This window comes from Collinsella sp. AM10-26, assembly GCF_003472525.1.
Taxonomy (GTDB): Bacteria; Actinomycetota; Coriobacteriia; order Coriobacteriales; family Coriobacteriaceae; genus Collinsella.
Map to the genome: position 1 here is coordinate 114,845 of NZ_QRMC01000003.1, position 26,661 is coordinate 141,505.

General features: G+C 59.3%; 20 protein-coding genes. 17 read left to right on the plus strand and 3 right to left on the minus strand.

Translation table 11 applies throughout. The annotated features are described in order from the left end of the window. Positions 1–109 precede the first annotated feature (109 nt). Genes coaE through uvrB form a run of 3 tightly spaced genes read left to right on the plus strand, consistent with a single transcriptional unit; the run spans position 110 to position 3,617 of the window. Positions 110–751, plus strand: a complete 642-nt coding sequence (coaE, locus tag DW123_RS03490) for a dephospho-CoA kinase (protein ID WP_118273462.1) — start codon at positions 110–112, stop codon at positions 749–751. Continuing rightward, on the plus strand, positions 744–1,325 hold the full coding sequence (locus DW123_RS03495; protein WP_117763877.1) for a lytic transglycosylase domain-containing protein: 582 nt from the start codon (positions 744–746) through the stop codon (positions 1,323–1,325). The genes coaE and DW123_RS03495 overlap by 8 nt, the downstream gene beginning before the upstream one ends. A 51-nt stretch (positions 1,326–1,376) precedes the next feature. Further along, a complete protein-coding gene (uvrB, locus tag DW123_RS03500) occupies positions 1,377–3,617 on the plus strand; it encodes an excinuclease ABC subunit UvrB (protein WP_118099047.1) in 2,241 nt (746 codons plus the stop codon). Between the two features lie 65 nt (positions 3,618–3,682). Here the strand turns inward: uvrB and DW123_RS03505 are convergent, their stop codons facing one another. The 3 genes from DW123_RS03505 to DW123_RS03515 form a co-directional block, all read right to left on the minus strand. Further along, a complete protein-coding gene (locus DW123_RS03505; RefSeq protein ID WP_117743844.1) occupies positions 3,683–5,323 on the minus strand; it encodes an NAD(P)/FAD-dependent oxidoreductase in 1,641 nt (546 codons plus the stop codon). 80 nt (positions 5,324–5,403) lie between these two features. Then, a complete protein-coding gene (locus tag DW123_RS03510) occupies positions 5,404–6,675 on the minus strand; it encodes an NAD(P)/FAD-dependent oxidoreductase (RefSeq protein ID WP_118273463.1) in 1,272 nt (423 codons plus the stop codon). Continuing rightward, on the minus strand, positions 6,676–7,506 hold the full coding sequence (locus tag DW123_RS03515) for an Mrp/NBP35 family ATP-binding protein (RefSeq protein ID WP_117763873.1): 831 nt from the start codon (positions 7,504–7,506) through the stop codon (positions 6,676–6,678). 260 nt (positions 7,507–7,766) lie between these two features. Between DW123_RS03515 and uvrA the strand changes: the two genes are divergently transcribed. The 14 genes from uvrA (at position 7,767) to rapZ (ending at position 26,660) form a co-directional block, all read left to right on the plus strand. Continuing rightward, positions 7,767–10,646: an excinuclease ABC subunit UvrA gene (uvrA, locus tag DW123_RS03520; protein ID WP_118273464.1), complete on the plus strand. Its 2,880-nt coding sequence runs from the start codon at positions 7,767–7,769 to the stop codon at positions 10,644–10,646. Between the two features lie 134 nt (positions 10,647–10,780). Beyond that, positions 10,781–11,281, plus strand: a complete 501-nt coding sequence (gene ybaK / locus DW123_RS03525; protein WP_117735354.1) for a Cys-tRNA(Pro) deacylase — start codon at positions 10,781–10,783, stop codon at positions 11,279–11,281. 3 nt (positions 11,282–11,284) lie between these two features. Continuing rightward, on the plus strand, positions 11,285–12,967 hold the full coding sequence (gene murJ / locus DW123_RS03530) for a murein biosynthesis integral membrane protein MurJ (protein WP_233540157.1): 1,683 nt from the start codon (positions 11,285–11,287) through the stop codon (positions 12,965–12,967). A 6-nt stretch (positions 12,968–12,973) separates the two neighbouring features. Beyond that, positions 12,974–14,914, plus strand: a complete 1,941-nt coding sequence (gene uvrC, locus DW123_RS03535; RefSeq protein ID WP_118273465.1) for an excinuclease ABC subunit UvrC — start codon at positions 12,974–12,976, stop codon at positions 14,912–14,914. A gap of 364 nt (positions 14,915–15,278) precedes the next feature. Beyond that, positions 15,279–16,892 (plus strand): ABC transporter substrate-binding protein, encoded by a 1,614-nt coding sequence (locus tag DW123_RS03540; protein WP_117735352.1) that lies wholly within the window; start codon positions 15,279–15,281, stop codon positions 16,890–16,892. Positions 16,893–17,049: 157 nt separating this feature from the next. Continuing rightward, positions 17,050–18,006, plus strand: coding sequence for an ABC transporter permease (locus DW123_RS03545; RefSeq protein WP_022094871.1), 957 nt, complete (start codon positions 17,050–17,052; stop codon positions 18,004–18,006). A 3-nt stretch (positions 18,007–18,009) separates the two neighbouring features. Beyond that, a complete protein-coding gene (locus tag DW123_RS03550; RefSeq protein ID WP_117735351.1) occupies positions 18,010–20,025 on the plus strand; it encodes a dipeptide/oligopeptide/nickel ABC transporter permease/ATP-binding protein in 2,016 nt (671 codons plus the stop codon). After that, positions 20,026–20,853 carry an ABC transporter ATP-binding protein gene (locus DW123_RS03555; RefSeq protein ID WP_006236159.1) on the plus strand — a complete coding sequence of 276 codons (828 nt, stop codon included), beginning with the start codon at positions 20,026–20,028 and terminating at the stop codon, positions 20,851–20,853. Positions 20,854–20,933: 80 nt separating this feature from the next. Then, a complete protein-coding gene (locus DW123_RS03560) occupies positions 20,934–21,911 on the plus strand; it encodes an acetylxylan esterase (RefSeq protein ID WP_118273466.1) in 978 nt (325 codons plus the stop codon). Further along, positions 21,904–22,755: an acetylxylan esterase gene (locus tag DW123_RS03565; RefSeq protein WP_117794686.1), complete on the plus strand. Its 852-nt coding sequence runs from the start codon at positions 21,904–21,906 to the stop codon at positions 22,753–22,755. The genes DW123_RS03560 and DW123_RS03565 overlap by 8 nt, the downstream gene beginning before the upstream one ends. A 68-nt stretch (positions 22,756–22,823) precedes the next feature. Further along, positions 22,824–23,744 carry a dihydrodipicolinate synthase family protein gene (locus DW123_RS03570; protein ID WP_035138887.1) on the plus strand — a complete coding sequence of 307 codons (921 nt, stop codon included), beginning with the start codon at positions 22,824–22,826 and terminating at the stop codon, positions 23,742–23,744. Between the two features lie 171 nt (positions 23,745–23,915). Continuing rightward, entirely contained in the window at positions 23,916–24,881 is a 966-nt protein-coding gene (locus tag DW123_RS03575; protein ID WP_117735347.1) for an ROK family protein, read from the plus strand. Positions 24,882–24,951: 70 nt separating this feature from the next. Beyond that, positions 24,952–25,638: an N-acetylmannosamine-6-phosphate 2-epimerase gene (locus DW123_RS03580; RefSeq protein ID WP_022094877.1), complete on the plus strand. Its 687-nt coding sequence runs from the start codon at positions 24,952–24,954 to the stop codon at positions 25,636–25,638. A 101-nt stretch (positions 25,639–25,739) separates the two neighbouring features. Further along, positions 25,740–26,660 (plus strand): RNase adapter RapZ, encoded by a 921-nt coding sequence (gene rapZ, locus DW123_RS03585; RefSeq protein ID WP_117735346.1) that lies wholly within the window; start codon positions 25,740–25,742, stop codon positions 26,658–26,660. The last annotated feature ends 1 nt before the right edge of the window (position 26,661 follow it).

Here is a 26,661-nt window from a genome sequence, read left to right on the forward strand (position 1 = left end):
TGCTTTGGGGCCTAGTTCCCCCGTATTCACTCTTACTGTTTGGCTGTATTTTGAGTTCTTCTAGTGTATTTGAGCGATAATTACTCGCATTGGCGTTAGGGAGGGCTTGATGTTTACCGTATTTGTCTTGGGCAATATTGCTTCGGGTAAGTCGACCGCCTGCCGCTATTTCGAATCTCGTGGCGCTATGCTTATCGATCTGGATGAGCTTGCAAAATCGCTGTATGTGCCGGGCTCTGATATCGTCAATGCTCTAGCGGATGAATTCGGCTGGGACATTTTGGATGAGGAAGGCGGCATTCGCCGCAGCATCCTCGCTTCTCGAGCTTTCGTTTCTCCTGATTCGGTCGCACGGCTCAATGGTATCGTGCATCCCGTTCTCATTGAACGGCTTTCGCTTAGGATTCTCGATCCGGTTTGTTGTACGGTTTCGTCTCCCCGTTATCCCTTTGCGGTAGTCGAGGTTTCTGCTCCGACTGGTTTTGAGGATGCATTTGGCTTGGCTGATGAAATTCTGGTCATCAGCGCTCCTTTGTCAGTTCGTCGCGAGCGTGCTATACAACGTGGCATGGAGCCATCTGATTTCGATGCCCGCTCTGCTTGCCAGCCCGATGAGTCTGCGCTGTGCGATCTTGCCACAACGGTTATTGATAATGCGGCAGGCGATAACTCGCTCTTTGATCAACTGGATGCATGGCTTGCGCGCCATGGGTTCGGGGATGTTGTGGATAAGGAGGAGACCGTTGCCTAAGACACGTTTCCTTACTTGGTATCGCCTTATACCGCTGGCTGCCGTTTTTGTCTTTGGCCTTATCTCATTCGTTTACTCGTATGCTCCTGCTGCTTTTTTTAAACCGCTGTATCCGATTGACTACGAGGCGTATGTAAAGCAATCCAGCATTTCGCATAATTTGGATCCGTATTTGGTGTGCGCTGTCATTAAGTCTGAATCGAATTGGGATCCCGAGGCCGAGTCGAATCAAGGTGCTCAGGGATTGATGCAGCTGATGCCCGAGACTGCCCAGGATATGATCGCCAAGGGCCTTGTCGACGGTGGCGAGTATTCGGTCGACAACCTTAACGATCCGGCAACGAATATCGAGTTTGGCTGTGCGTATCTTTCGTATCTTCTAGCGTATTTTAACGGGTCGACTGACAGTGCCATTGCCGCCTATAACGCCGGCATGGGCAATGTCGACGGATGGGCGCAGCAGAGTACGTCGCTTCATAATGCAATTACCTTTCCCGAGACGCAGGCGTATCTGATTCGTGTCAATAATGCCTGGGTTCGCTACAAGACCCTCTATCCCGATCGGTTCGTATAGGACTATGCCTGCCGCCTGCGTATGCTGCAGATATATGAGTTAGGAGTATCCATGGCGGAATTTGAAGTAGAACGCGTTGGTGGTGAACTTAAGCGCTTTGGCGTTGAAGGCTCTGACGTGCCGTTTAAGGTCGTGTCTCCCTATGACCCTGCAGGCTCTCAGCCTAAAGCCATTGAGTCGCTTGTGCAGGGTGTGAGGGACGGAGACCGCTATCAGGTTTTGCTGGGCGTGACTGGTTCGGGCAAGACCTTCACGATGGCAAAGACTATTGAGGCCCTGGGAAAGCCGACGCTGGTCATGGCTCCGAATAAAACGCTCGCCGCTCAGCTTGCGAGCGAGCTCAAAGAGTTCTTTCCCAACAACGCTGTGGTCTACTTCGTCTCGTACTATGACTACTATCAGCCCGAGGCGTATGTGCCGCAAAGCGATACCTATATCGAGAAAGACTCCTCGATTAACGAAGAGGTCGAGATGCTGCGACATCAGGCGACTGCATCGCTGCTCTCTCGACGAGATGTGATCGTCGTCGCATCGGTCTCGTGTATCTATGGCATTGGCTCTCCTGAGGACTATGCGGGCCTAGCCCCGAACGTCGACAAGAAGGTGCCGCTCGAGCGTGATGACTTTATCCATGCACTTATCGACATTCAATATGATCGCAATGACTATGACCTTGCACGCGGCACGTTCCGCGTGCGCGGCGATGTTGTCGACGTGTATCCGCCTTATGCCGAGCATCCTTTGCGGTTTGAGTTCTTTGGTGACGAGGTCGAACTGATTGCCGAGATCGATGAGGTCACCGGTGAGATGCTTCGTGAGTACGAGGCCATCCCCGTATGGCCGGCCTCGCACTATGTGACCGAGAAGCCGAAGGTCAAGGCGGCTCTGAAATCGATCAGCGAAGAGTGCGAGAAGCGCGTGGCGGAGCTCAAGGCGACCGACAAGTTGCTCGAGGCGCAGCGTCTGCAGCAGCGCACCGATTATGATCTTGAGATGCTCGAGACGATGGGCTTTTGCAACGGCATCGAGAACTACTCACGTCATCTGGACGGTCGCAAGCCGGGTGAGCCGCCGTTTACCCTGATCGATTACTTTCCTAAGGACATGCTCTGCATCATCGATGAGAGCCATGTGACGGTGCCGCAGATTCGCGGCATGCACGAAGGTGACCGCTCGCGTAAGGTGACGCTGGTGGAGCATGGTTTTCGCCTGCCCTCGGCGCTCGATAACCGCCCGCTTCGTTTCGATGAGTTTGAGGCAAGGATCCCCCAGTTTATCTATGTTTCGGCCACGCCGGGTGACTATGAGCTGCGAGTGAGCCAAAATGACGTTGAGCAGATCATTCGTCCGACCGGTCTGCTCGATCCCAAGATCGACGTTCGTCCGGTCCGAGGCCAGATTGACGATCTTGAGGACGAGATTCGCGAGCGCGTTGCCCGCAAGGAGCGTGTGCTGGTGACCACGTTGACCAAGCGCATGGCCGAGGACCTGACCGACCACCTGCTTGATGCGGGCATTAAGGTCAATTACATGCACTCCGATACGGCGACGATGGACCGTGTCGAGATCCTGCGAACGCTGCGCGAGGGCAAGATCGATGTTCTCGTTGGCATCAACCTGCTCCGCGAGGGTCTAGACCTTCCCGAGGTCTCGCTGGTGGCAATTCTCGACGCCGATAAGGAAGGCTTCTTGCGCAACCGCCGTTCGTTGATTCAGACGATTGGCCGCGCGGCCCGTAACGCCGACGGCGAGGTCATCATGTATGCAGACGTTGTGACCGATTCGATGAAAGAAGCCATCGAGGAGACGCAGCGCCGTCGCGAGATTCAGATGGCATATAACGAAGACCATGGCATTGTGCCCAAGACGGTCCGCAAGGCCATTAACGACATTTCGAGCTTTATTGCCGAGGCCGAAAAGACTGTGGGCTCGAAGGGACGCTCGAGAGGCGATTCACTGGGTCACGGTGCGTTCTATACACCCGACGAAAACGGCGAGGGCGCCGCGCCGGAGACGTCGGCACCCGAGCAGACGCTTGCCGAGCAGCTGGAAGGGCTACCGCACGACGAGCTCGTGCGGATCGTCGAGACCATGGAGGAAGACATGCGTAACGCCTCCGCCGCCATGGACTTTGAGGAGGCGGCGCGCCTGCGCGATGCCGTCGTTCAGATTCGGGCGATGCTCGAGGGTGCGTCTGAGGACGAGACGATCGAGCGCTTACGTTCGCAGGCCCGCAAGGGTTCCACGTTCGCATCGGGCAGAAAACGCCAGGGTGCACGGTTTAAGAAATAGCGAACAGGCCCCGAGTTCCCTGTGGAGCTCGGGGCCTGTATCCTTTGCGCGCTGGAATTCGTGCGCTAGAGGTCAGCGATCAGGGCTTCGGCACAACGGATGCCGTCGGTGGCCGCGCTCATGATGCCGCCGGCATATCCAGCTCCTTCACCACAAGGGTAGAGGCCCGGGGTCGACACGGCATGGCACGCTCGGTCTCGGGTGACGGTAACCGGTGAGCTCGAACGAGTCTCCACACCGGTAAGAACGGCATCGGGGCGGTCGTAGCCTCGTAGCTTTTTTCCGAGTAGGGGAAGTCCCAGGCGGAGCGACTCGACGATATGCTGCGGGAGGGCATCGTCGATCGCCGTCCAGGTCACGCCAAGTGGATAGGTTGGTTTTACCTTTCCGGGTGCCGTGCTGGCGCGTCCTGCGAGGAAATCTCCGACGAGCTGTGCCGGTGCGTTCCAGTTGGATCCGCCCAGGCGATAGGCAGCCGCCTCGCAGGCACGCTGGAGCTCGATGCCGGCGAGCGGGTCATCGTTGGGAAGGTCCTCAGGCGTGACGTTAACGAGCAGAGCGGCATTTGCGTTGCGTCCGTCGCGGGCATTGAGACTGGCCCCGTTGACGCACAGATGGCACGGTTCTGAAGAGGCGGCAACAACCTGTCCGCCGGGGCACATGCAAAACGAGAACACGCTGCGGCCGTTGGGAAGATGGGCAACAAGTTTGTAAGGGGCCGCCCCGAGCGCTGGATGTCCCGCCGAGGCTCCATATTGGGCTCGGTCGATGTCGCGCTGCGGATGCTCGATGCGAACGCCCATGGCAAAGGTCTTTTGTGCGAGGGTCACGTTGTGGTCCTTAAGGAGCTCAAAAATATCGCGAGCAGAATGCCCGCAGGCGAGGATGAGGTGCTTTGTCTCGATTGGCTCGCAAGCGGCGTCTTGGGACGATTGGACATCAATACCGGTGATGGCGCCAGACACGTCGATGCGAATGTCGACGAGCCTCGTTCGATAACGGACGACACCTCCGAGCTGCTCGATGCGCTGGGATATAGCGGTGACAACCTTGGGAAGGATGTCGGAGCCAATGTGCGGCTTGGCATCCCACAGAATATCGCGGGGTGCACCCGCTTCGACGAAGGTTTCGAGGATAAGGCGATGGGCGGGATTTTTGGTTCCCGTATTGAGCTTGCCGTCCGAGAAGGTTCCCGCGCCGCCCAGGCCAAACTGGATATTGCTCTCGGGGTCGAGGATGCGCTCCTTTAGAAAGAGGTCGATCGCCTGCGAGCGGCGAAATGCCGGGTCGCCGCGCTCGATGAGCAAGGGCTTAAGACCTGCTTCGGCGAGCGTAAGCGCAGCGAAAAGGCCGGCACATCCGGCGCCGACAACGACGGGGCGTTCTTTGGGTGCGCCGGAAACGGGGGAGGGGAATGAAGGCCCATCGTCTTCTATCGCGCGTACGCGCGAGCGGTCGCGCTCGGCAACGTTGCCGACCGCTTCTCGCTCGAGGTGGGGACTAGTCAGCTCAACACGAAAGCTCAGGATAAAATGGACGTCTCGTTTTTTGCGAGCGTCGATTGACTTGCGGTGGAGCTCGATGGACTTGATCTCGGAGTCCTTGCAACGTAGGACGCGCTTGGCGACTCGCTTGCCAACAATGAGGCAGGCATTTTCATCGCCGGCTTCATCGAGCGACGCGTTGACTTGGGTGATTTCGATCATCGAGGTCTCCTTAGAGGCAAGAAAGAGGCCGTCCGGTATCCCAGACGGCCCGAATGCGTTTTTGATTATAGACTGCGCGGCTACAGGCTGCTTGCAGCGCGAATGCCCGAGAGCCAGGCCCACGCAAGGTTAAAGCCTCCACAATCGGCGTCGATGTCGAGCGCTTCGCCGCAGACGTAAAGCGGGGCGTCGACAACGCTGCGCGCGCGTAAACTGGGTGTTGAGATGCTCTCGACAGATACGCCACCACGCGTGACCTGCGCAGAGCGTTCCTCGGCTGTTCCCTCGACGAGCAACTTAAAGTGCTTGAGGATCGAGACCAGGTGGATGACATCATTGGAGCCTGGATGGCACTGCTCGAACGCTGTGCAGACGACGCGGGAGAGTTGCGGGGCGAGCATGCCGTCGAGCCAACGGGGATTGCGGGGCGAAAAGCTAGCGAGCAGCTCAACGCGCCGGTTGAGCGTATCGAGCAATTCGTCTTTGGAGAGGTCGGGGAAAACGTCGAGCAGGATCGTATCGCCGCGCTGGATACGACGGGAGAGGTTGAAGGCAGCGACGCCCGAGATGCCGAAGGTTCGAAACAGCACTTCACCGTCTTCGTGCCAGAGCTCACTATGGTTACGGGCGAGCGTCAAGCGGGCGCGGACGCGCAGGCCATCCAACGTCTTGAGTGCCGCCCGATCGCCAACGACCGTTGCCGAAACGGGGCAGAGGATGGGGCGCAGCGAAGTGAGGGGGAGGCGAAACGTATCGGCGATACCGGTGGGGCTGCCGCCCGTGGCGATAATTACGGCATGTGCCTGCAGGATCTCGTTCTTGCGAGGGACATCGGCGAGCGCTTTCCGAAGCGAGCGGAGCTCCGATTTTCGGTCGTCGTGCCTTTTTGCCTTGAGCGCCCGCGCTGGACGGTCTATTTGGAGTACCCAGCCTTCGGAAGCTTCGTGCGCCGAGGCAACGTTGGCTCCGCAGATTAAGGTGATACCTAGGCGGTCGCAAACGTTGAGAAGCGCGTCGCGAACCGATTCGGCGCGAAGGGAGCGCGGGTACAGTCGGCCTTCCTCGGAGGTTGTCATGATGCCCAGCGAGGAGAAGAAACCCATAAGCTCTTGTTCGGGCTGGGGGCCCATGACGGATTCAACGAATGCGGGGTGGTTATACCGCTGAGGATCAATCGATTCGTTGGAGAGGTTGCAGCGGCCGTTACCGGTCGCAAGGAGCTTAAGGCCGCAGGCGACATCGCGCTCAACGATGCAGACGCTTTTGCCAGCGCGTGCGGCCGTAATAGCAGCGGCGAGGCCTGAAGCCCCGCCGCCGATTACCAGGACGTCATAGAAGGCGCTCGCGTTCACTTAGGCCTCGTCGGTCTCGTGCGGGGTAATGGCCTCGACGGCAGAGACTGCCTTAGGCAACATGCCATCGGGCAGCGCGGTCTCGACCTCGCCCTTATCGCAGGCCTCGGCGAGTGCCGGATTAATGGGAAGCTGGCCCAAGATGTCGAGTTTATAGCGATCTGCGACCTCGGGGAGCTTGCTCTTGCCAAAGACCTCAATCTTCTTGCCGCAGTCAGGGCACTCAATATAGCTCATGTTCTCGACAATGCCCAGAATGGGGACGTTCATCTTCTCGGCCATGTTGACCGCTTTGGCGACGATCATCGAGACCAGATCCTGCGGGCTCGTGACGATGACGATGCCGTCGACGGGCAGCGACTGGAAGACGGTGAGCGCGACGTCGCCTGTTCCCGGAGGCATGTCGACCAGCAGGTAGTCGATGGGGCCCCACGAGGTCTCGCTCCAGAACTGCCTAATGGCGCCTGCGATGACCGGACCGCGCCAAAGGACGGGGTCGGTCTCGTTTTGGAGCAGCAGGTTGGAGCTCATGACCTTGACGCCGTGCTCGGAGATTTCGGGCAGCATAAGGTTGCCAAGGGCATGGACGTGGCGTCCGCTCATACCGAACATCTTGGGGATGGAGGGACCGGTAATGTCGGCATCGAGAACGCCGACCTTGTGACCGTGGCGGGCGAGCTCGGTGGCGATGGCACCGGTGACAAACGACTTGCCGACACCGCCCTTGCCGGAAAGCACGGCGATGACGCGCTTGACCTCGGACAGCGTGTTCTCCTCAAATTGCGACGGCGACGTTTGTCCGCCGGCGGCCTGTGCGTGTTCGCAACCCATGTATGACTCCTTTGTATATGTTGGGGACGGGGCCCCGCGATGTGACACGAGCGTCATTGTACCCTCGTTTGCGAGCGGGAGTCATTTGTGATGCGCGGCGGGCGATCGATGGCATTCGAAAGCATGGGTCGGGTATGCGACGTGCGCGTGTCAGATAAAGCAAAAGGTCTGAGAATCTTGTATTACGAACATCTGTGCGCGTTGAGTGCGCTAAACTCATCGACGGTGTGATTTGAAGTTATAGGAGGCAAGGAGCTTCCATGTCTGATTCCTCTATCGTTATTCGCGGTGCGCGTGAGCACAACTTGCGCGATATCGATGTATCCATTCCGCGCGACCAGCTCGTGGTCATTACCGGCCTTTCCGGCTCGGGCAAGAGCTCGCTGGCGTTTGACACAATCTATGCCGAGGGCCAGCGCCGTTATGTTGAGAGCCTATCGAGCTATGCTCGCCAGTTCTTGGGCCAGATGGACAAGCCCGACCTGGATTCGATTGACGGTCTGTCGCCTGCCGTGTCGATTGACCAAAAGACGACATCCAAGAATCCTCGATCGACGGTGGGTACCGTAACCGAGATTTATGACTACCTGCGACTGCTGTTTGCTCGCGTCGGTACGCCGCACTGCCCCGAGTGCGGTCGCATAATCGAGCGCCAGACGACCGATCAGGTTGCCGATAAAGTCCTGGCTGCGGGGGAGGGCCGCCGTGCGTTTGTGCTGGCACCGGTGGTGCGCGGGCGAAAAGGCGAGTATACTAAACTGTTTGAGGACCTTCGCGCCGAGGGCTTTAGCCGCGTGCGTGTCGACGGTGAAGTGCGCTCGCTCGACGATCCGATCGATCTGGACAAGAAGTTTAAGCACGATATCGAGGTCGTGGTCGATCGTATCGTGATCCGCGAGAACTCTCTGGGCCGTATCGCCGAGTCTGTTGAGCAGGCGACCGCGCTGGCTCACGGCAATGTAAACGTGTACATGCTGCCCGATCGTGATGCTCCCGAGGGGACCGAGGGCGAGCTGCTGGAGTATTCGTTGGCCTTGGCGTGCCCGGAGCATGGACACTCCATTGACGATCTTCAGCCGCGTGATTTTTCGTTCAACGCGCCCTATGGCGCGTGCCCCGAGTGCGATGGCCTGGGCTTTAAGAAGACGGTCGATGCCGAAGCGCTAATCGAAGACCCCTCGAAGTCGATCGCCGACGGGGTCTTTGGCAGCCTGTTTGGCAACTCTAACTACTATCCGCAGATTTTCGCTGCGGTCTGCAAACACTTTAAGGTGAGCGTCGGTACGCCGTGGGAGGATCTGCCTCCGCGGGTGCGTCGCGCGTTTTTAGACGGCATGGGCGACCAGAAGATTTCGGTCGACTATCAAAAGCTCGATGGGCGTCGCAGCCAGTGGGACACCAAGTTCTCGGGCGTGCGCAATATCCTGTACGAGCGCTATAACGAGACGACGAATGAGAACACCAGGGCGCGCTTGGAGAAGTACATTCGCGAGGAGCCGTGCTCGAGTTGCCATGGTGCTCGTCTGCGCCCCGAGATGCTCGCCGTTACCGTAGGCGGTAAGTCCATTTACGAGGTCTGCTGCCTGTCGTGCCGCGAGTCGCTCGAGTTTTTTGAGGGCCTGGAGCTTACCGAGCGCCAACAATTTATCGGCGGGCGCATTGTTAAGGAAATCCTGGAGCGCCTGCGCTTTCTGGTCGATGTCGGACTCGACTATCTGACCCTCGACCGTGCCTCGGCGACGCTTTCCGGAGGCGAGGCCCAGCGCATTCGCCTGGCAACGCAGATCGGCGCCGGTCTCATGGGTGTCCTGTACATTTTGGACGAGCCATCGATCGGCCTTCATCAGCGCGATAACGAGCGCCTGATCAAGACACTTGAGCGCCTGCGCGATATCGGCAACACCGTCATCGTCGTCGAGCATGACGAGGATACGATTCGTGCTGCCGACTATGTGATCGACATGGGCCCCGGCGCGGGCGTGAACGGCGGACACGTGGTCGCCGCGGGAACGCCTGCCGATATCATGGCGTGCCCCGATTCGATGACGGGTGCCTACCTGACTGGCAAGCGAATGATTCGGGTTCCCGACAAGCGCCGCAAGCCCGGTCGCGGCTGCCTTAAGATCACGGGCGCCCGTGCCAACAACCTCAAAAACGTTACCGCCAAGATTGAGTTCGGTACGCTTACGGTCGTTACCGGCGTGTCGGGATCGGGCAAGAGCTCCCTGGTTACCGACACCATCGCGCCTGCCCTTACGAATGCCATTCATCGCTCGACGCGTCCCGTGGGCCCGTACAAAAAGCTCGAGGGTATCGAGTGCATCGATAAGGTGATCGACATTGACCAGTCGCCGATCGGCCGCACACCGCGTTCCAATCCCGCTACGTACATTGGCCTGTGGGATGATCTGCGCGCGCTGTTTGCGAGTACACCGGAGTCGAAGGCGCGCGGCTACTCGCCCGGACGTTTCTCCTTTAACGTGAGCGGCGGCCGCTGCGAAGCATGCAAGGGCGACGGACAAATCAAGATCGAGATGCACTTCCTTCCCGATATCTATGTCCCCTGCGAGGTCTGCGGCGGCAAGCGCTATAATCGCGAGACGCTTGAGGTCACCTACCGCGGTAAGACCATCTCTGACGTGCTCGACATGAGCGTCACCGAGGCGCTGGCTTTCTTTGGCAATATTCCTCAGATTAAGCGTAAGCTCCAGACTCTGTATGATGTGGGCTTGGGTTATGTGAGCTTGGGCCAGCCGGCAACGACGCTTTCGGGTGGCGAGGCACAGCGCGTAAAGCTCGCCAAGGAACTCCACCGCCGTCAGACGGGTAAGACGTTCTACATTCTGGATGAGCCGACGACCGGTCTCCATTTTGAGGATGTCCGCCAGCTACTCGACGTGCTGCAGCGCCTGGTCGATGCGGGCAACACGGTTCTGGTGATCGAGCACAATCTCGATGTCATCAAGGTTGCCGACCGTCTGATCGATATGGGCCCCGAGGGCGGCAATGGCGGCGGAACTGTCGTGGTCTCGGGTACGCCAGAGCAGGTCGCGGCATGTTCACAGAGTTACACGGGCAAGTTCTTGGCCCCGCTGCTCGAGCGCGACCGCGAGCGTCAAGCACAACTCGACGCCCAGTAAAGAGACGCCGTCATGCGAGAAGCGCCACCGATTCCTTTCGATTCGGTGGCGCTTCTGTGTGTCGAGATGACGTATGCGGCTACATTGGACATATACTTAGGCGTTACGTTCGAATGCGAGGGAAGGGACATGCCATGGCAAAGGCTGCAAAGACGCCGAAAACCAATGCGATGCGCGAGCTGGAAAACGCCGGCATCTCCTATATTCTCCATACGTATGAAGACGATGGCGATGAGTCGGCGGGTTTAGGCGTTGCAATTTCGGAACAACTTGGCGAGGAGCCTGGCCAGGGTTTTAAGACCTTGGTTTGCGTGGCGCCGTCCAATGAACACGTTGTGTGCTGTATTCCCGTTGCCGACGAGCTTGACCTAAAGGCCGCCGCGCGCGCCGCTGGCGAAAAGTCGCTGACCATGATGCATGTTAAGGACTTGCTTGCCGCGACGGGGTATGTCCGGGGCGGCTGCAGTCCAGTCGGCATGAAAAAACGCTTTCGGACGCTGATCGATGAGACATGCGTCCTTTGGGATACCATTTTTATCTCAGGCGGTAAGCGTGGCTATCAGCTTGAGCTTGCCCCCGACGACTTAGTTGCATTTTGCGGGGCGACGGTTGCCCCGATCACGAGAGAGGACTGAACGATGCCGCAGGAAGAATCGAAGCGCGGGGCTCACTTTGCAAAGCGTTCGGCTTCTCAGACGCCCGCGCCTGAGGCTTCTTCGTCGCGAGATGACACTGACGACATGGGCTCGTCGGACTACTCCACGGTTGGTCGTTCCGCCGGGCTTATGACCATCCTGACCATCGTGTCTCGCGTCACCGGTTTTATCCGCACGTGGGCAATGGCGGCAGCTATCGGCATGTCGCTACTCTCGTCCTCCTATCAGGTCGCCAACAACCTGCCCAATATGCTCTACGAACTCGTGATGGGCGGCATGCTCGTGACGGCTTTTTTGCCCGTGTACATGGGCGTGAGGCGTGAGCAGGGTCGCGAGGCCTCGAACGAGTACGTGGGCAACCTGCTTGGCATTCTGCTTTTGGTGCTGGGTGGCATTTCGTTGCTGGGGACTGTGTTCGCCCCGGGCTTTATCTGGACGCAATCGTTCCTTTCGGGTGACGGCGGCAGCATGGATACCGCTGCGTTCATGTTCCGTTTCTTTGCCATCCAGATTCTGTTTTATGGTTTGGGCTCGGTGTTCTCGGGCGTTCTCAACGCACACCGCGACTACTTCTGGTCGACGTTTGCCCCGGTCCTCAACAATGTGATCGTCATTGCGAGCTTTATGGGTTTTGCGCCCGTGTCCGCACAGTTTGGCGAATGTGCCGGCATCATCTTGATTGCGGCCGGTACGACCCTCGGTGTCTTTGTTCAGATGGCATGTCAGATCCCCGCGCTTGGTAAGCACGGCGTGCATCCCCATATCCATATCGACTTTAAGGACCCCGCACTGCGCCAGACGATTGCGCTCGGTATCCCGACGCTGCTCGCCACGGTGTGCATGTTTGTCTCGACTTCTATCACCAACGCTGCCGCGCTGGTGGTCCAGCCCGAGACTGGTCCTTCCGTCATCGCCTATGCGCGTCTGTGGTACACGCTGCCCTACGCGCTGATTGCCGCCTCGCTTTCGACGGCGCTCTATACTGAGCTTTCTCACGACGCACAGGAGAAGGATTACGACAGCGTTCGCACGGGCATTTCGCGTGGCGTCGCCCAGATGCTGTTCTTCCTGATTCCGTTCACGCTGTACCTGATTGTCTTCGCGCGTCCGCTCAACATGATTTACTGTGCCGGCAAGTTTGATGAGTCCGGCGTGGCGCTGGTGTCCGAGTTCCTTGTCTACCTGGCGTTCTCGCTGCCGCTCTACGGCGTGGTCGTATTGATGCAGAAGAGCTTCTCTGCCTTGCTCGACATGAAGCCCTATAGCCGCTATTGCCTGTATTCCGCCATCGGCCAGGCCGGCTCGGTTCTGCTGTTTGGCGTTGTGCTGGGCTTCGGTATGCCGGCAATCGCGCTTTCGTATGTCGTTGACTACGTGATCTTGGTCGGTTGTTCGCTGTGGTGGCTGCGTCGTCGTCTGCGTGGCCTTCAGGTCAAATCTATCCTGCATGGCGGTTTCTTTGGCCTTTTGCTCGGTGGCCTGGGTGCTGCCGCAGGCGCCGGCGTCATGTGGGCGCTTGAGCACTTTGTCGGGGCACTTGGCGGCTCGATTCTGATTACTCTTGGCTACGTTTGCGTTGCGGGTGTCGTCTCGCTTGCTGTTACCTTTGGCCTTGCCGTCGTTCTTAAGATGCCCGAGGTCTCGGCGCTGCTTCGTCGCAAGTAGGTGCGCATGGTCGGTCACGACAACATTCCAACGCTTGCCGAGCAGGTTTCGCGCGTTCCCACGCAGCCCGGCTGCTACCTTTGGAAAGACGCCAAGGGCGATGTCATCTACGTGGGCAAGGCGAAAAACCTACGCGCCCGCATGCGTCAATACGTGACACTGCGGGATGAGCGTCAAAAGATCCCGCTGATGATGCAGCTGGTGGCGAGCTTTGACTATATCGTGGTGGAGACCGAGCATGAGGCGTTGGTGCTCGAGCGCAATTTGATTGGTCAGTACCATCCGTACTTTAACGTCGACCTCAAGGATGACAAGAGCTACCCCTTTATCGCCATTACAAAGGGCGACCTGTATCCCGCTATCAAATACACGCGTGAGCGTCATAAGCCGGGAACGCGCTATTTTGGACCCTATACCGATAGCCGTGCGGCACGTGAGACGATAGATACGCTGCGCAAGGTTATTCCCATTTGCTCCGCATCCTGTGCGGAGTGGCGTCGTTGCCGCCGTATCGTCGAGTCCCACAAGGGCGAGGAAGACATCGTCAATATGATTTGCGCGCAAAACGGGCGCCCCTGCTTTGACTACCATGTCGGGCGCGGACCGGGTGCGTGTGTCGGTGCGATTTCCCCGGCAGACTATGCCAAGAACGTCAAGCGTGTCGAGCGCTTTTTGTCGGGCCATCGCAAGGATGTCGTCGATGAGCTGACCTCCGAGATGACGGATGCCGCCGAGGCGCTCGACTTTGAGCGCGCGGCACGCGTCAAACGTCGTTTGGAGGTCATCAGGGGTCTGGACGATCGTCAGCAAGTCGTTTTTCCCTCCAGTGTCGATATCGATGTCATCGGTTTCTATCGCGAAGAGACCATCTCCGCCGCTTGCGTCTTCGTCGTTCGCGAGGGCCGAACAGTTCGCACCTGCGAGTTCATTCTCGACAAGGGTCTTGATGTTGACGAGGAAGAGCTCCAGTCGGGCTTTCTTAAACGCTATTACGATGAGACGGCTGATATTCCAGCTGAGGTCAACCTCTCCGTCGAGCTTGAGGATGCGGAGGCGCTGGGGGAGTGGCTTGCAGGCAAGCGCGAGCGTTCCTGCCATCTCCATAGGCCGCAGCGTGGCGAAAAGCACCGTTTGCTCGCTATGGCATCCAAAAATGCGCGCCATGCCCTCATGCGCTACATGATGCGAACGGGGTACGCTGACGACCGCACCAATCAAGCGCTCCTGGAGCTCGAAAGCGCGCTGGCGCTGCCGGCGCCGCCGATGCGTATCGAGTGCTTCGATATCTCGACGCTGCACGGAACCTTTACCGTCGCCTCGATGGTAGTGTTTACCAACGGGCGCGCTGACAAGAGCCAGTACCGTCGTTTTAAAATTCAGGCCGAATTGGACGAGGCAAACGACTTCGTGTCGATGTCCGAGGTTTTGGGACGACGCTACGCTCCCGAACGCATGGCCGATGAGCGCTTTGGCTCGCGGCCCGATCTGCTTGTTGTCGACGGCGGCAAACCGCAATTGACGGCTGCGATCAAACAACTTGAGGCCCTGGGGCTCGATATACCAGTTTGCGGCTTGGCAAAGGCCGATGAGGAGGTTTTCGTGCCTTGGGACGAGACGCCCGTCGTGCTGCCGACCGGGTCTGCTTCGCTCTATCTAATCAAACAGGTTCGCGATGAATCGCACCGTTTTGCAATTACATTCCATCGCGAGCTGCGCGATAAGGCCATGACGGTTTCGATACTCGATGACGTTCCAGGGGTGGGACCCACCAGAAAACGTGCCATTATGCGTCATTTTGGCTCGATGAAGCGTTTGCGCGCGGCGAGCGAGCAAGAGATCGCGGAAGTTCGAGGCATTCCTGCCGATGTCGCCAAAGCGGTTCACGAGACGCTCGTTGCGTGGGATGCCGAGCGTTCCGGGGCGGCGGCAAAGCAATCCGAAAACTAAACACGAGCCTAAACAGCTGATATACATGATTGCGCGATTTTCAACCATTTATTTCGCCATGATTGCCTGCTGGTTTCGGGTTTTATTAACGGTAAAACGTTTGACTAACCCAAGTGAAAACCCTGATATCCTGCGGGTTGACGAAGACTGATATCTCACCTCGTCGATACATACTGTCTGGCGAATCATTTGTCAATGAATTCGGTGAACGGTAGTAAATACCGTTCAAGCGGATGTATGTATCGGTCGCCGAGCGCGGCACCTCAGTTGGGTTCGTCGGTAGGTAAGGTATATATCGTCCGCAAGTTGCGCGGGGGCAAGTCTAGGTGCTCCCGAGTAAGATTCTCTATTGATAGGAGAAGAGATGGCCATCATCAACAAGGGTATGTCCAGGCGTTCGTTCCTCGGCCTCACCGGCAGCGTCGCTGCTGTCGCCGGCCTTGGTCTCACTGGCTGCGGTGGCAGCTCTAGCGACGAGGGTTCCGCTTCCGGCTCCACCGATTCCGCCAACCGTGGCGGCGGCGTGATCACCGCTGGTTCCGCTTACGCTCCGTCCAGCTTCGATCCCGCCACCACCGGTTCCGCTGTTGGCCTGGGTGCCAACTGGCATGTCATCGAGGGCCTCTACGGCATCGATTACCACGACTACAGCACTTTCAACGAGCTCGCTACTGACGATCCCAAGTCTGTGGATGACACCACCTTCGAGGTCACCATCCGTAAGGGCGCCAAGTTCTCCGATGGTACTGAGGTCACCGCTGACGACGTTGTGGCTTCCTACAACGCTTGCGCCGCTTCCGCTACCTATGCTCCGTTCTTCCAGCCTTTCGAGTCCATCGAGGCCAAGGACGCCAGCACCGTGACGGTCAAGACCAAGGTCCCCAACTTCTCCCTGCTCAAGGATCGTCTGGCCATCATCCGCGTTACCCCGGCCACCCAGGCCGAGGAGGATCGCGCCAAGCAGCCGATCGGCTCCGGCCCCTGGATGTACGATGCCATCTCCGACACCGAGATCACCCTGGTTCCCAACCCCGAGTACAACGGTGAGTATGCTGCCGAGGACGAGAAGATCCAGTACAGCATCCTGACCGACCCCACCGCTCGCGTCACTGCTCAGCAGGAAGGCTCCACGCTCGTCATGGAGCTCGTTACCGCTGACGCCGTCGATCAGCTCGAGAGCGCTGGCTGCAAGATTGACAACGTTCAGGGCTTCGGTACCCGCTTCATCATGTTCAACGTCGCCAAGGCGCCTTGGAACGACGTCAAGGTCCGTCAGGCCGTTATGTATGCGCTCGACACCGAGAAGATGATCAGCAACACCTTCGCCGGCCTTGCTACCGCCGCCAGCTGCTACCTGCCCAAGAGCTTTACCAACTATCATGAGGCCTCCACGGTGTACAAGACCGACGCCAAGAAGGCTAAGAAGCTCATCGAGGAGTCCGGCATCACCCCGGGCGCCATCACCCTGCGCACCACCGATAACGAGCAGATCAAGGGCATGGCTGCCCAGGTCAAGAACGACCTTGACGCTCTCGGCTTCGATGTGACCATCCAGACCGATACCTCGCCGGCCACCTACGCTGCCATCGACGGCGGCGAGGCTTACGATATCCTCCTTGCCCCTGGCGATCCTTCCTGCTTCGGCGCTGACCCCGACCTGCTGCTCAACTGGTGGTTTGGCGACAACGTCTGGATGCAGACCCGTTGCCCGTGGAAGGAGTCCGCTGAGTGGGAGAAGCTCCACGGACTCATGGACGAGGCTCTTGCCGCCGAGGGCGACGAGCAGCAGAAGAAGTGGAACGAGTGCTTCGACATCATCGCCGACAACGCCGTTCTGTACCCCGTTGTCCACGTCAAGACCGTCTCCGCTTCTTGGGACGATCCGTCCACCGCGCCCAACGGCGAGGCCCTCGATGGTTTCAAGGGCATCGGCACGACGAGCATGTCCTTTAAGGGCGTCGCGACCGTCAAGGCGTAAGACTCGCTTGAGTCTATATGCAGGATACCGGTCGTTGAGACCGTATCCTCATAGTTGAAACAAAGACCCGGGCGGCAACGATGTCGCTCGGGTCTTGTAATGAGTATCCGTACTCATATACCAGTTGGTCCTACCGACAAAAGAAAGGGGAGAGAACGTGAACAACTTTCTACGTTTGATTGGAAGGCGTCTTGTCGCGCTGCCGATCATGGCATTGGGCGTCACCGTCCTGGTGTTCTTCCTTATGTCGTTCTCCAAGACCGACCCCGCCTACACGGCGTTGGGTGACGGTGCCTCGCCCGAGGCGGTTGCCGAGTACCATGAGAAGTATGGTCTGGACGACCCCTGGCCCGTGCGTTATGTGCGCTATATGGGTGACTTGATCCACGGCGACATGGGCACCTACGGCGCTGCTCGCAACTCTGTTGCCAAGCGCATCTCCACGGCCCTGCCCGTCACGATGCAGCTGACCTTTATCGGTCTTGCCATCGGCGCGGTCGTTTCGTTTTTGCTCGGCGTCATCGCGGCGCTGTATCGCGATAAATGGCCGGACCAAGTGATCCGCGTCTTTTCCATTGCCGGCTTGGCAACCCCGTCGTTCTGGCTTGCCGTTCTGTTGATTTTGCTGTTCTCTTCCTACCTTAAGGTGCTCCCAGCATCGGGCGCCCTGCCTCACTTCACCACGAATCCGGCTGGTTATCTGGGACGCATGATCATGCCCGCCATCGCCTTGGCATTTCCGCTGACGGGCCAGATGACTCGTATCGTGCGTACCGCCATGGTTGAGGAGCTCGATAAGGACTATGTCCGTATGGCTCGCGGTGCCGGCGTTCCCGAAAAGGTCGTCGTCGGTATCAACGTTCTTCGCAATGCGCTGATTACCCCGGTCACCACCCTCGGCCTTAAGATCGGCTACCTCATGGGCGGTGCCGTCGTCATTGAGGTTATCTTCAACCTCCCGGGCATGGGTACCGCGATTCTGCAGGGCGTTCAGGGCAACGAGGCGAACTTGGTTCAGGGCGTCGTCATCGTCGTTGCTCTTGCCTTCATCATCATCAACATCGTGGTTGACATGCTCTACCTGCTCATCAACCCGCGCATCAGGACGGTGTAGATTATGGTAAAGATTCGAGAGAAGCAAACCGAACAGCTCGAGAAGGCTGCTTCCAAGGGGCTCAAGCTCGGTGGCTGGAAGAAGATGGCGCTATCTTCTAAGATTGCCGCCGTCGTGCTGGTGCTGGTCGCCCTGACTGCGATCCTGGCACCCCTGCTTGCCCCCTATAGCCCGGTCGATATTTTCACCGCGCGCCAGGCGCCTGGTGGCGGCTTTATCTTCGGTACCGACGACAAGGGCCGCGACATCCTTTCGCGTATGCTCTACGGCGGCCGTTACTCGCTGATCATCGGCTTTGGTGCTACCGCCATGGCTTTGGTCTGCGGCTCTGTTGTCGGCGCTCTTGCGGCGGTTTCGCGCAAGTCTGTCTCTGAGGCGATCATGCGTATCCTGGACATCATCATGTCCATCCCGGGTATCGCCCTCGCAGCCGTCTTCGTTTCCATCCTGGGCAATTCCGTGCCGTCGATCATCTTTGCGATCGGCTTTATGTACACCCCGCAGATCGCCCGTATCGTGCGCGCCAACATCGTGTCCGAGTACGGCGAGGACTATGTCCGCGCGGTCATCGTGTCCGGCGCCAAGGCTCCGTGGATTCTGATCAAGCATGTTCTGCGCAACTGCATCGCCCCGATCATGGTCTTTACCGTCACCCTGGTCGCAGACGCCATCATCTTCGAGGCTTCGCTGACCTTCATCGGCGCTGGCATCCAGGAGCCCACCGCTACGTGGGGCAACATTCTTGCCGACGCCCGCGGTGGCGTGCTCGCCGGCCGTTGGTGGCAGGCGCTGTTCCCGGGCCTGGCCATTATGATCACCTGTCTGGCGCTCAACATCCTGTCCGAGGGCATTACCGACGCTATGGCCGCCGCTCCCTCCGCTGCCCTGGATCCGACCGATTCTTCCAAGCGCCGCGAGGCCGACCTGCTGGTCTCCGACCCCGTTCGTGCCTACAAGGAGCAGGCTCAGTCCCTCTCCGCTCGCCTTGGCGCCCTGCGCGATGTCGAGCTCAAGCGTAACGACCGCCACGTGCCCGATGAGTCTGTCGAGCCGATCCTTTCGGTCCGCGATTTCTGCATCCAGTTTGAGCACCACGGTGATATCAACGTCGTCGACCATGTCAACTTTGATGTCCGCCCCGGTCAGACCATGGGTCTGGTGGGCGAGTCCGGTTGCGGTAAGTCCATCACCACGCTGGCCATCATGGGCCTGACCGATGAGGACGAGCATCTTTCCGGCGAGGTCCTCTGGGAAGGCCGTGACCTGCTCAAGATGAGCAAGAAGGAGTGGTTCGGCCTGCGCGGTACCGATATCGCCATGGTTTATCAGGACGCTCTGTCCTCGCTCAACCCCTCGATGCTCATCTCCGCTCAGATGAAGCAGCTCACCAAGCGCGGCGGCACCCGCAGCGCCGAGGAGCTCCTGGAGCTCGTTGGCCTCGATCCCAAGCGTACGCTCGAGAGCTATCCGCACGAGCTTTCCGGCGGCCAGCGTCAGCGCGTCCTGATCGCTATGGCCCTTACCCGCGACCCCAAGCTGGTTATCTGCGACGAGCCCACGACCGCTCTGGACGTTACCGTCCAGAAGCAGGTCATCAAGCTGCTCAACGATCTTCAGGCCAAGCTCGGCTTTGCCATGATCTTCGTCTCGCACGACTTGGCTCTGGTCGCCGAGGTTGCCCATAACATCACGGTTATGTACGCCGGTCAGGTTATCGAGCAGGCGCCCACCAAGGAGCTGCTCACCAACCCGATCCACGAGTACACCCGCGGTCTTCTGGGCTCCGTTCTGTCCATCGAGAGCGGTTCGGGCCGCCTGCACCAGGTGCCCGGCGCCGTTCCGAGCCCGCGCGATTTCCCCAAGGGCGATCGCTTCGCGCCCCGCTCGAGCCATCCGCGCATTGGCCTGGACACCCGTCCGGTCTTCAAGCGCGTACCTGGCACCGAGCACTTCTATTCCGAGCTCCCCGACGAGGTGCTCAAGGCAAATGGTTTGACCCCTCACGCGGAGGTGATGTAGATGAGCGAGACCGCAGTCAACGGCGTCGAGCCGATCATCTTCCTTGATGATGTTCACGTCACCTTTAGGACCCGTACCGGCTCGATTCTGCACCCCAACCTGGTTCACGCCGTCCAGGGTGTAACGATTAAGCTCATGCCCGGACAGACCATCGGCATCGTCGGCGAGTCCGGTTGCGGCAAGTCCACCACCGCCAACGTCATGTGCGGCCTGCAGGCCCCCACGAGCGGCAAGGTCTACTTTAAGGGCAAGGACGTTACCAAGCGTACCGCCGAGGACCGTCGCCACATGGGTCGCGTCATCTCGGTCGTGTTCCAAAACCCGGCCACGGCGCTCAACCCCCGCATGGTCGTTCGCGAGCAGTTGCTCGACCCCATGCGCGTCCACAACCTGGGCACCGAGGCAGAGCAGGAGAAGCGCGTCAAGGAGCTCCTGGAGCTCACCGGTCTGCCCAGCTCTGCCGCCGAGGTTCTTCCCGGCCAGCTTTCGGGTGGTCAGCGCCAGCGCGTGGCAATTGCCCGTGCCCTGTCGCTGAACCCCGACGCTATCATCGCCGATGAGCCCACCTCGGCTCTGGATGTTTCGGTCCGCGCGCAGATTCTCAACCTGCTGACCGACCTTAAGAAGGAGCTCGGCCTAGCCATGGTGTTCATTAGCCATGACATCCAGACGGTCCGCTATATTTCCGACGACATCATCGTCATGAATGGTGGCAAGATCGTCGAGCAGGGCGAGGCCAAGCAGGTCTTCCAGCACCCCCAGGACCCCTACACCAAGATGCTGCTCGGCGCTGCGCCGTCGCTGCTGCACCCCAAGCTCGGCGAGTAAGTTCGCTTTCCCTCCCGTGCGCCCGGTTCCCTTGCCGGGCGCACCTCCGTTGCGATTTCGAAAGGTTGGGTTCACGAGCCATGCCAAGTGCTCAGGAGCTACAGCAGCAATTTGGTGAATATCGAGGCGCCATGCCCCGTCCATCAGATTTCGATTTCTTTTGGAAAGATCGCATGGCCGAGGCCGACGCCGTTGGGCTTGACTATGCGATTGAGGCGGCATCGGTCGCCGATGCTGTGACTTGCCAGCTTTTCGACCTCTGGTTTACCGGTATGTGCGGCGCCCGCCTGCATGCCAAGTACCTTAAGCCCGTCTCGGACGAGCCCGTGCCATTGGTGCTTCAGTTCCATGGGTATCCGGGTGCAAGCCGCAGCTGGTTTGAGCAGGCGTCGTTTGCTGGTATGGGCATGGCGCTGATCGCTCTCGATTGTCCTGGCCAAGGAGGTCCCTCCGAGGACATTGGTGGATTTGAGGGCACAACGGTCGCGGGCCATATCGTCGCCGGTATCGACGGCGACCCGGCCAACCTCTACTATGTCCGCTTGCATCAGGACATCCGCATCCTATGCCGTATCGTTCGCGAGCTCGAGGGCATCGATTTTGCCCGCGTATTTGTGAATGGCGCATCGCAGGGCGGCGGCTTGGGTATTGCGACCTGCGCGCTTAACAGCGAGCTTATCAATCGCGCCGCCATCCTCTATCCCTTCCTGTCGGATTTCCGCCTGGTCTGGGATTTGGATGCCGATGATATTGCCTACGAGGGCCTTCGCTATTGGTCGCGCTGGTTTGATGAGGACTCGATTCGTATTGATGAAGCCTATGCAAAGCTTGCGTACTTCGACTCCAAGAACTTCGCCCCCATGGTCAAATGCCCTGTGCTGTTTGGCACGGGAACTGCCGATATCGTTTGCCCGCCGGCAACGCAGTTTGCGGTCTACAACAACCTGACCTGCGAGAAACGCCATGAGTTCTTTGAGGGCTTTGGCCACGAGGAGATTCAGGACTTTGACGATCTGATCATTCCGTTTTTCTGCAAGGGAGGGGAGGCTCATGTCTAAGTGCGAAAGCAATGTCGATGAGCTGATTGTCCCCGAGCTTACGGGGATTCCCGGGACGGTTTCGTCAAAGCTCTCCGATTTCCGGGATTGGCGCGGCGATACTTCGGTGGATATTTCCGATTTGTGTACAGCCGTATCGAATCCTGAGGTTTGCGGGTTGACCGTTACGGCGATTGATTTCGCCAATCCGTGCGCGTGCTACTCCGAGGTCTCCTTTGAGGTCGGCGGGGATGTCGTACACGGCCGCTTGATTGAGCCCGCTGGTCGTGCCCGAGTATCTGAGCGTGTGCCGTTGTGCCTGATGTTCCACGACATCGATCGGCCTGTGCGCGGCTGGCATCACATGACGAGATTTGCCGCCATGGGGTATGCCGTCCTCGCGCTGGATGACGATGTTGCTGGTGCGGACGACCTGCAGCGGGGGATTTCTTCGCCCGCTTTTGTCGAGCGCGTCCGTTGGGGTTGCGCGCTGGCGAAGGTGGCGCGCAATCTTGATGGCATGGACCCCGACCGCATCTTTGCATGGGGCGAGGGTCTTGGCGGCGGAGTCGCGCTGGCGGTTTCTGCTCTGGACGAGCGGGGCCTCGCCTGCACGGCGGTTGCCAATCCGCTTCCTGGCGGTCTCGAGGCGCTGTCGTCTCGGGTGCGCGGATCGGTGCTCATGGGCACGTCGCTTATGGATACCGTGAGCGATCCCAAGGATCAGTTTGCCGTATTCAACGGTCTTGAGTGTGACCGGAGGCATATCATCTATGCAAAATACGCTCACGAGCGCATCAATGCGTTCGAAAACGAAGTCGTCGACTTTTTTAACCAAACGTTCTACTCGTGTTCTTTGGCCTAGACGGCCTGGACACTGCCAACAAGAGTGGGTGGCATAGGGCCGCCCGCCAGACAACTAAGGAGATTCTTGTGGCAACTCAGAAATTCACCGGCGTTATCCCTCCCGTCGTTGTTCCCGATACCGAAGATCACCAGCTTGACGTTGCCTCCTTTGAGCGCAGCATCAACCGCATGATCGATGCTGGCGTCGATGGCCTGTTCTTCTTGGGATCCTCGGGCGAGGTCGTCTTCTCCACCGACGAGCGCCGTCGCCAGATTATCGCCGAGGCCGTCCGTATCGTCGACCATCGCGTTCCCGTTCTGGTCGGCATCATCGATACCGAGACCGAGCGCATGATCGAGCACGGCAAGGTCGCCCAGGAGCTGGGCGCCGATGCCCTCGTCGCCACCTGCCCGTTCTATGCCCTGCAGGGCATGACCGAGGTCGAGGAGCACTTCCGCATCCTGCACGAGGAACTCGACCTGCCCATCTTTGCCTATGACATTCCCGTCTGCGTTCACACCAAGCTCCCCTGGAAGCTCCTTGCCAAGCTCGGCGCCGAGGGCGTTCTGGCCGGCGTCAAGGATTCCTCGGGTGATGACATCTCGTTCCGCTACCTCGTTCAGGAGAACGAGAAGAACGGCCATCCGATGAGCATTCTCACCGGCCACGAGGTTGTTGTCGACGGCGCCTACCTCGGTGGCGCCGACGGTTCCGTCCCGGGTCTCGCCAACGTTGAGCCCGAGGGCTACGTGCGTCAGTGGAAGGCCGCTCAGGCTGGTGACTGGGCTACCGTCAAGGCCGAGCAGGATCGCCTCAATGAGATTTCGCACATCTGGGATGTCACCTCGGGCGTCCAGGGCTATGCCGGTGGCGTCGGCGCCTTCAAGACCGCTATGAACCTCATGGGTATCTTCGACAGCCCGACCATGCCGCGCCCGGTGAAGGCCATGACCGGCGAGAACGTCGAGGCGATTAAGAAGGTCCTCCAGGACAACGGTCTCCTGTAAAGCTTTCCCAGGCACCCGATCTTGGGGCTCAAGTGGTCGGGCGTGACCCATTAGGTCAACGCCCGACCACTTTCACCCCAACCTCGGGCACCTGGGAAACCTTTACTAAGTTGCGGCGATAACACCGCCTTCATTTCCTGTAGTTGTTTTTTATCTCCTAAGGAGAGCGACATGGAGAACAAGTACGTTTGCTCCGTCGATATCGGCGGCACCAAGATTGCGACTGCCATTATGGAGTATCCGACTGATGGCGGCGTGCCCCATCCGGTCTTTGAAGCTGAGGTTCCCACCGAGGCCCAAGAGGGCGGCGAGGCCGTCTTCCAGCGTATCGAGGCGTCCATCAAGGCTGCTCTCGAGGCGAATCCCGATGTCGAGGTCCTTGGCGTCGGTATCGGTGCCGCCGGCGTCGTCGATCCCAAGACGGGCGCCATCGCGTATGCCAATGAGATCATGCCCGGCTGGTCCGGCGTTCAGTTGGGGCCACGTCTGCGCGAGGACCTCGGTCTTCCCGTTGCCGTTGTAGGCGACGTGCAGGCTCATGCTCTGGGCGAGGCCCACTGGGGCGTCGGCAAGGGCAAGTTCTCCGTCTTGTGTCTTGGCATCGGTACGGGCATCGGCGGCGCATATGTCGAGAACGGCCGCGTGATGCAGGGCTTCCATGGTGCTGCTGGCCATATGGGCCACATCGAGTGCTCGGCTGCCGCCGGCATTCCCTGCGCCTGCGGGCGTTCTGGCCATCTGGAGTCGGTTGCTTCGGGCACTTCCATTGGTCGAATGTATGACGAGCGCTTTGGTCGCGTTGACCCCAGCCGTCCTTCGGTCGGCCGCGACGTAAACGACCTGTGCCGTGCGGGCGACGCAAAGGCGACCGAGGTCATCCATGACGCCGGCTTTGCGCTGGGTGCCAGCTTGGGCTCGCTCGCTAACATCCTGGACCCTGAGGTCATCGTGCTTTCGGGCGGCGTGATTCACCAAGGTCCCGATTGGCGTTCGCAGACATGGAAGGATTCGGTGCACGAGGGCTATGCCAGCCAGGCGCTCGATCCGCTTCAGGACACGCCGATCCTCATCGGTTCTCTGGAGGGCGATGCTCCGCTCATCGGTGCCGCTGAGCATCTTCTCGCCTCGTTGAAGTAAACGTATCTGCTGTAGGAGCCTCCCGAGACAACACGCCTCGGGAGGCTGTTCTGAGAAAGGTTGCAGCCTTATGACCGTCGATCCTTTGATTCAATCCCTGAAGGGCAAGCTCGTCGTGAGCGTTCAGGCGTATATGGGCGAGCCGCTTCGTACGCCCGAGACCATGGCGCAAATGTCTCGCGCTTGCGAGCTCGGCGGAGCCGCCGCTATTCGCTGCCAGGGCCTTGCCGACATTGCCGCCATTAAGGGTCGCTGTGAGGTTCCCGTCATCGGCCTGTGGAAGGATGGGCACGAGGGCGTCTACATCACGCCGACGCTGCGTCACGCCCGCGCCTGCGTCGCTGCCGGTGCCGATATCGTGGCGATCGACGCCACCGATCGTCCGCGCCCCGATGGCAAGACGGTCGAGGATACCTTCCGCCCGCTGCACGAGGAGGGTGTGCTCCTGATGGCGGACTGTGCCACCATCGAGGACATTCGCCGTGCGGTTGATATGGGCTTCGACCTGGTATCCACCACGCTCTCTCATGGTGTCGCCGCCATCGACTGCACCATGGCCGATGGCCCCGATCTGCCACTCCTGCGTCAGGCGACCGAGGAATTCCCCGGCCTTCCCATCATTTGCGAGGGTCGCGTGCATACGCCCGAGGAGGCTCGCGCCGCGATCGATGCTGGCGCCTGGGCCGTTGTCGTCGGCACCGCCATCACGCACCCCACGAGTATTACGAGTTGGTTCAAGGCTGCGCTTGAGGCGTAAGACAGGCCTCGTATCCGCTCGGGGCGGTATACTCAATATAGGCAATTGACCGCGCGGGATCCGGGTTGCTGGGTCCCGCGCTTGTTTTTAGGAGGCAGCACATGCAAAAGGGAGATGCCATGGATGCGGCGGAGCGCTCGGAGCGCATCCCCGATATCGTCATCATCACCGGAATGTCCGGATCGGGCCGAACGCAGGCCATGCATGTGTTCGAGGACATGGGTTACTTTTGCATCGACAACTTGCCTCCGCGTCTGATCGCCCAGCTTGCCGAACTCGTCGGCATCAATACGGGCGTGGGCAGGCATCTTGCCGTCACCTGCGATTTGCGTAGCCAGGGACTGTTTGACGAGTTACTCGATGCGGTCGCTGCGCTCGAAGAGCGCGAGATGAGCTGCGACATCGTGTTCCTGGAGGCTTCTGACGAGGTGCTGATCCGTCGTTATAGCGAAAACCGCCGCCGCCATCCCATTGCCAAGCCGGGGGAGACTACGGCCGACGCGATTCAGCGCGAGCGCCTGCAGCTGCAGGGTGTGCGCGATCGAGCCGATATGATCATCAACACGAGCCGCCTGCGCACCTCTGCCCTGCGCAACAAATTGCGCATGGCGTTCTCCGAGTTGTCCGACCAGCAGCTCATGGACGTTCACGTGTTCTCGTTTGGCTTTAAGCACGGTATGCCCGTCGAGGCAGACATCATGATCGACGTTCGCTTCCTGCCCAATCCGTTCTACGATCCCGAGATGCGCACCATGACCGGTCTCGATAAGAAAGTCTCCGACTTTGTTCTGGACCATCCTAAGACCCAGGAGTTCTGGAAGGCCTGGACGCAGCTGCTCGATACGGTCATGCCCGGCTATATCGCGGAGGGCAAGCCGCAACTTTCTATTGCCATCGGTTGCACGGGCGGCCAACACCGCAGCGTTGCCATCGCCGAGGCCACGGCACGTTATTTGGAAGGCGCCCAGTATCACGTGAGCATTTCCCATCGCGACCTGTCGCGCGCGAACACGAAAGCATAGG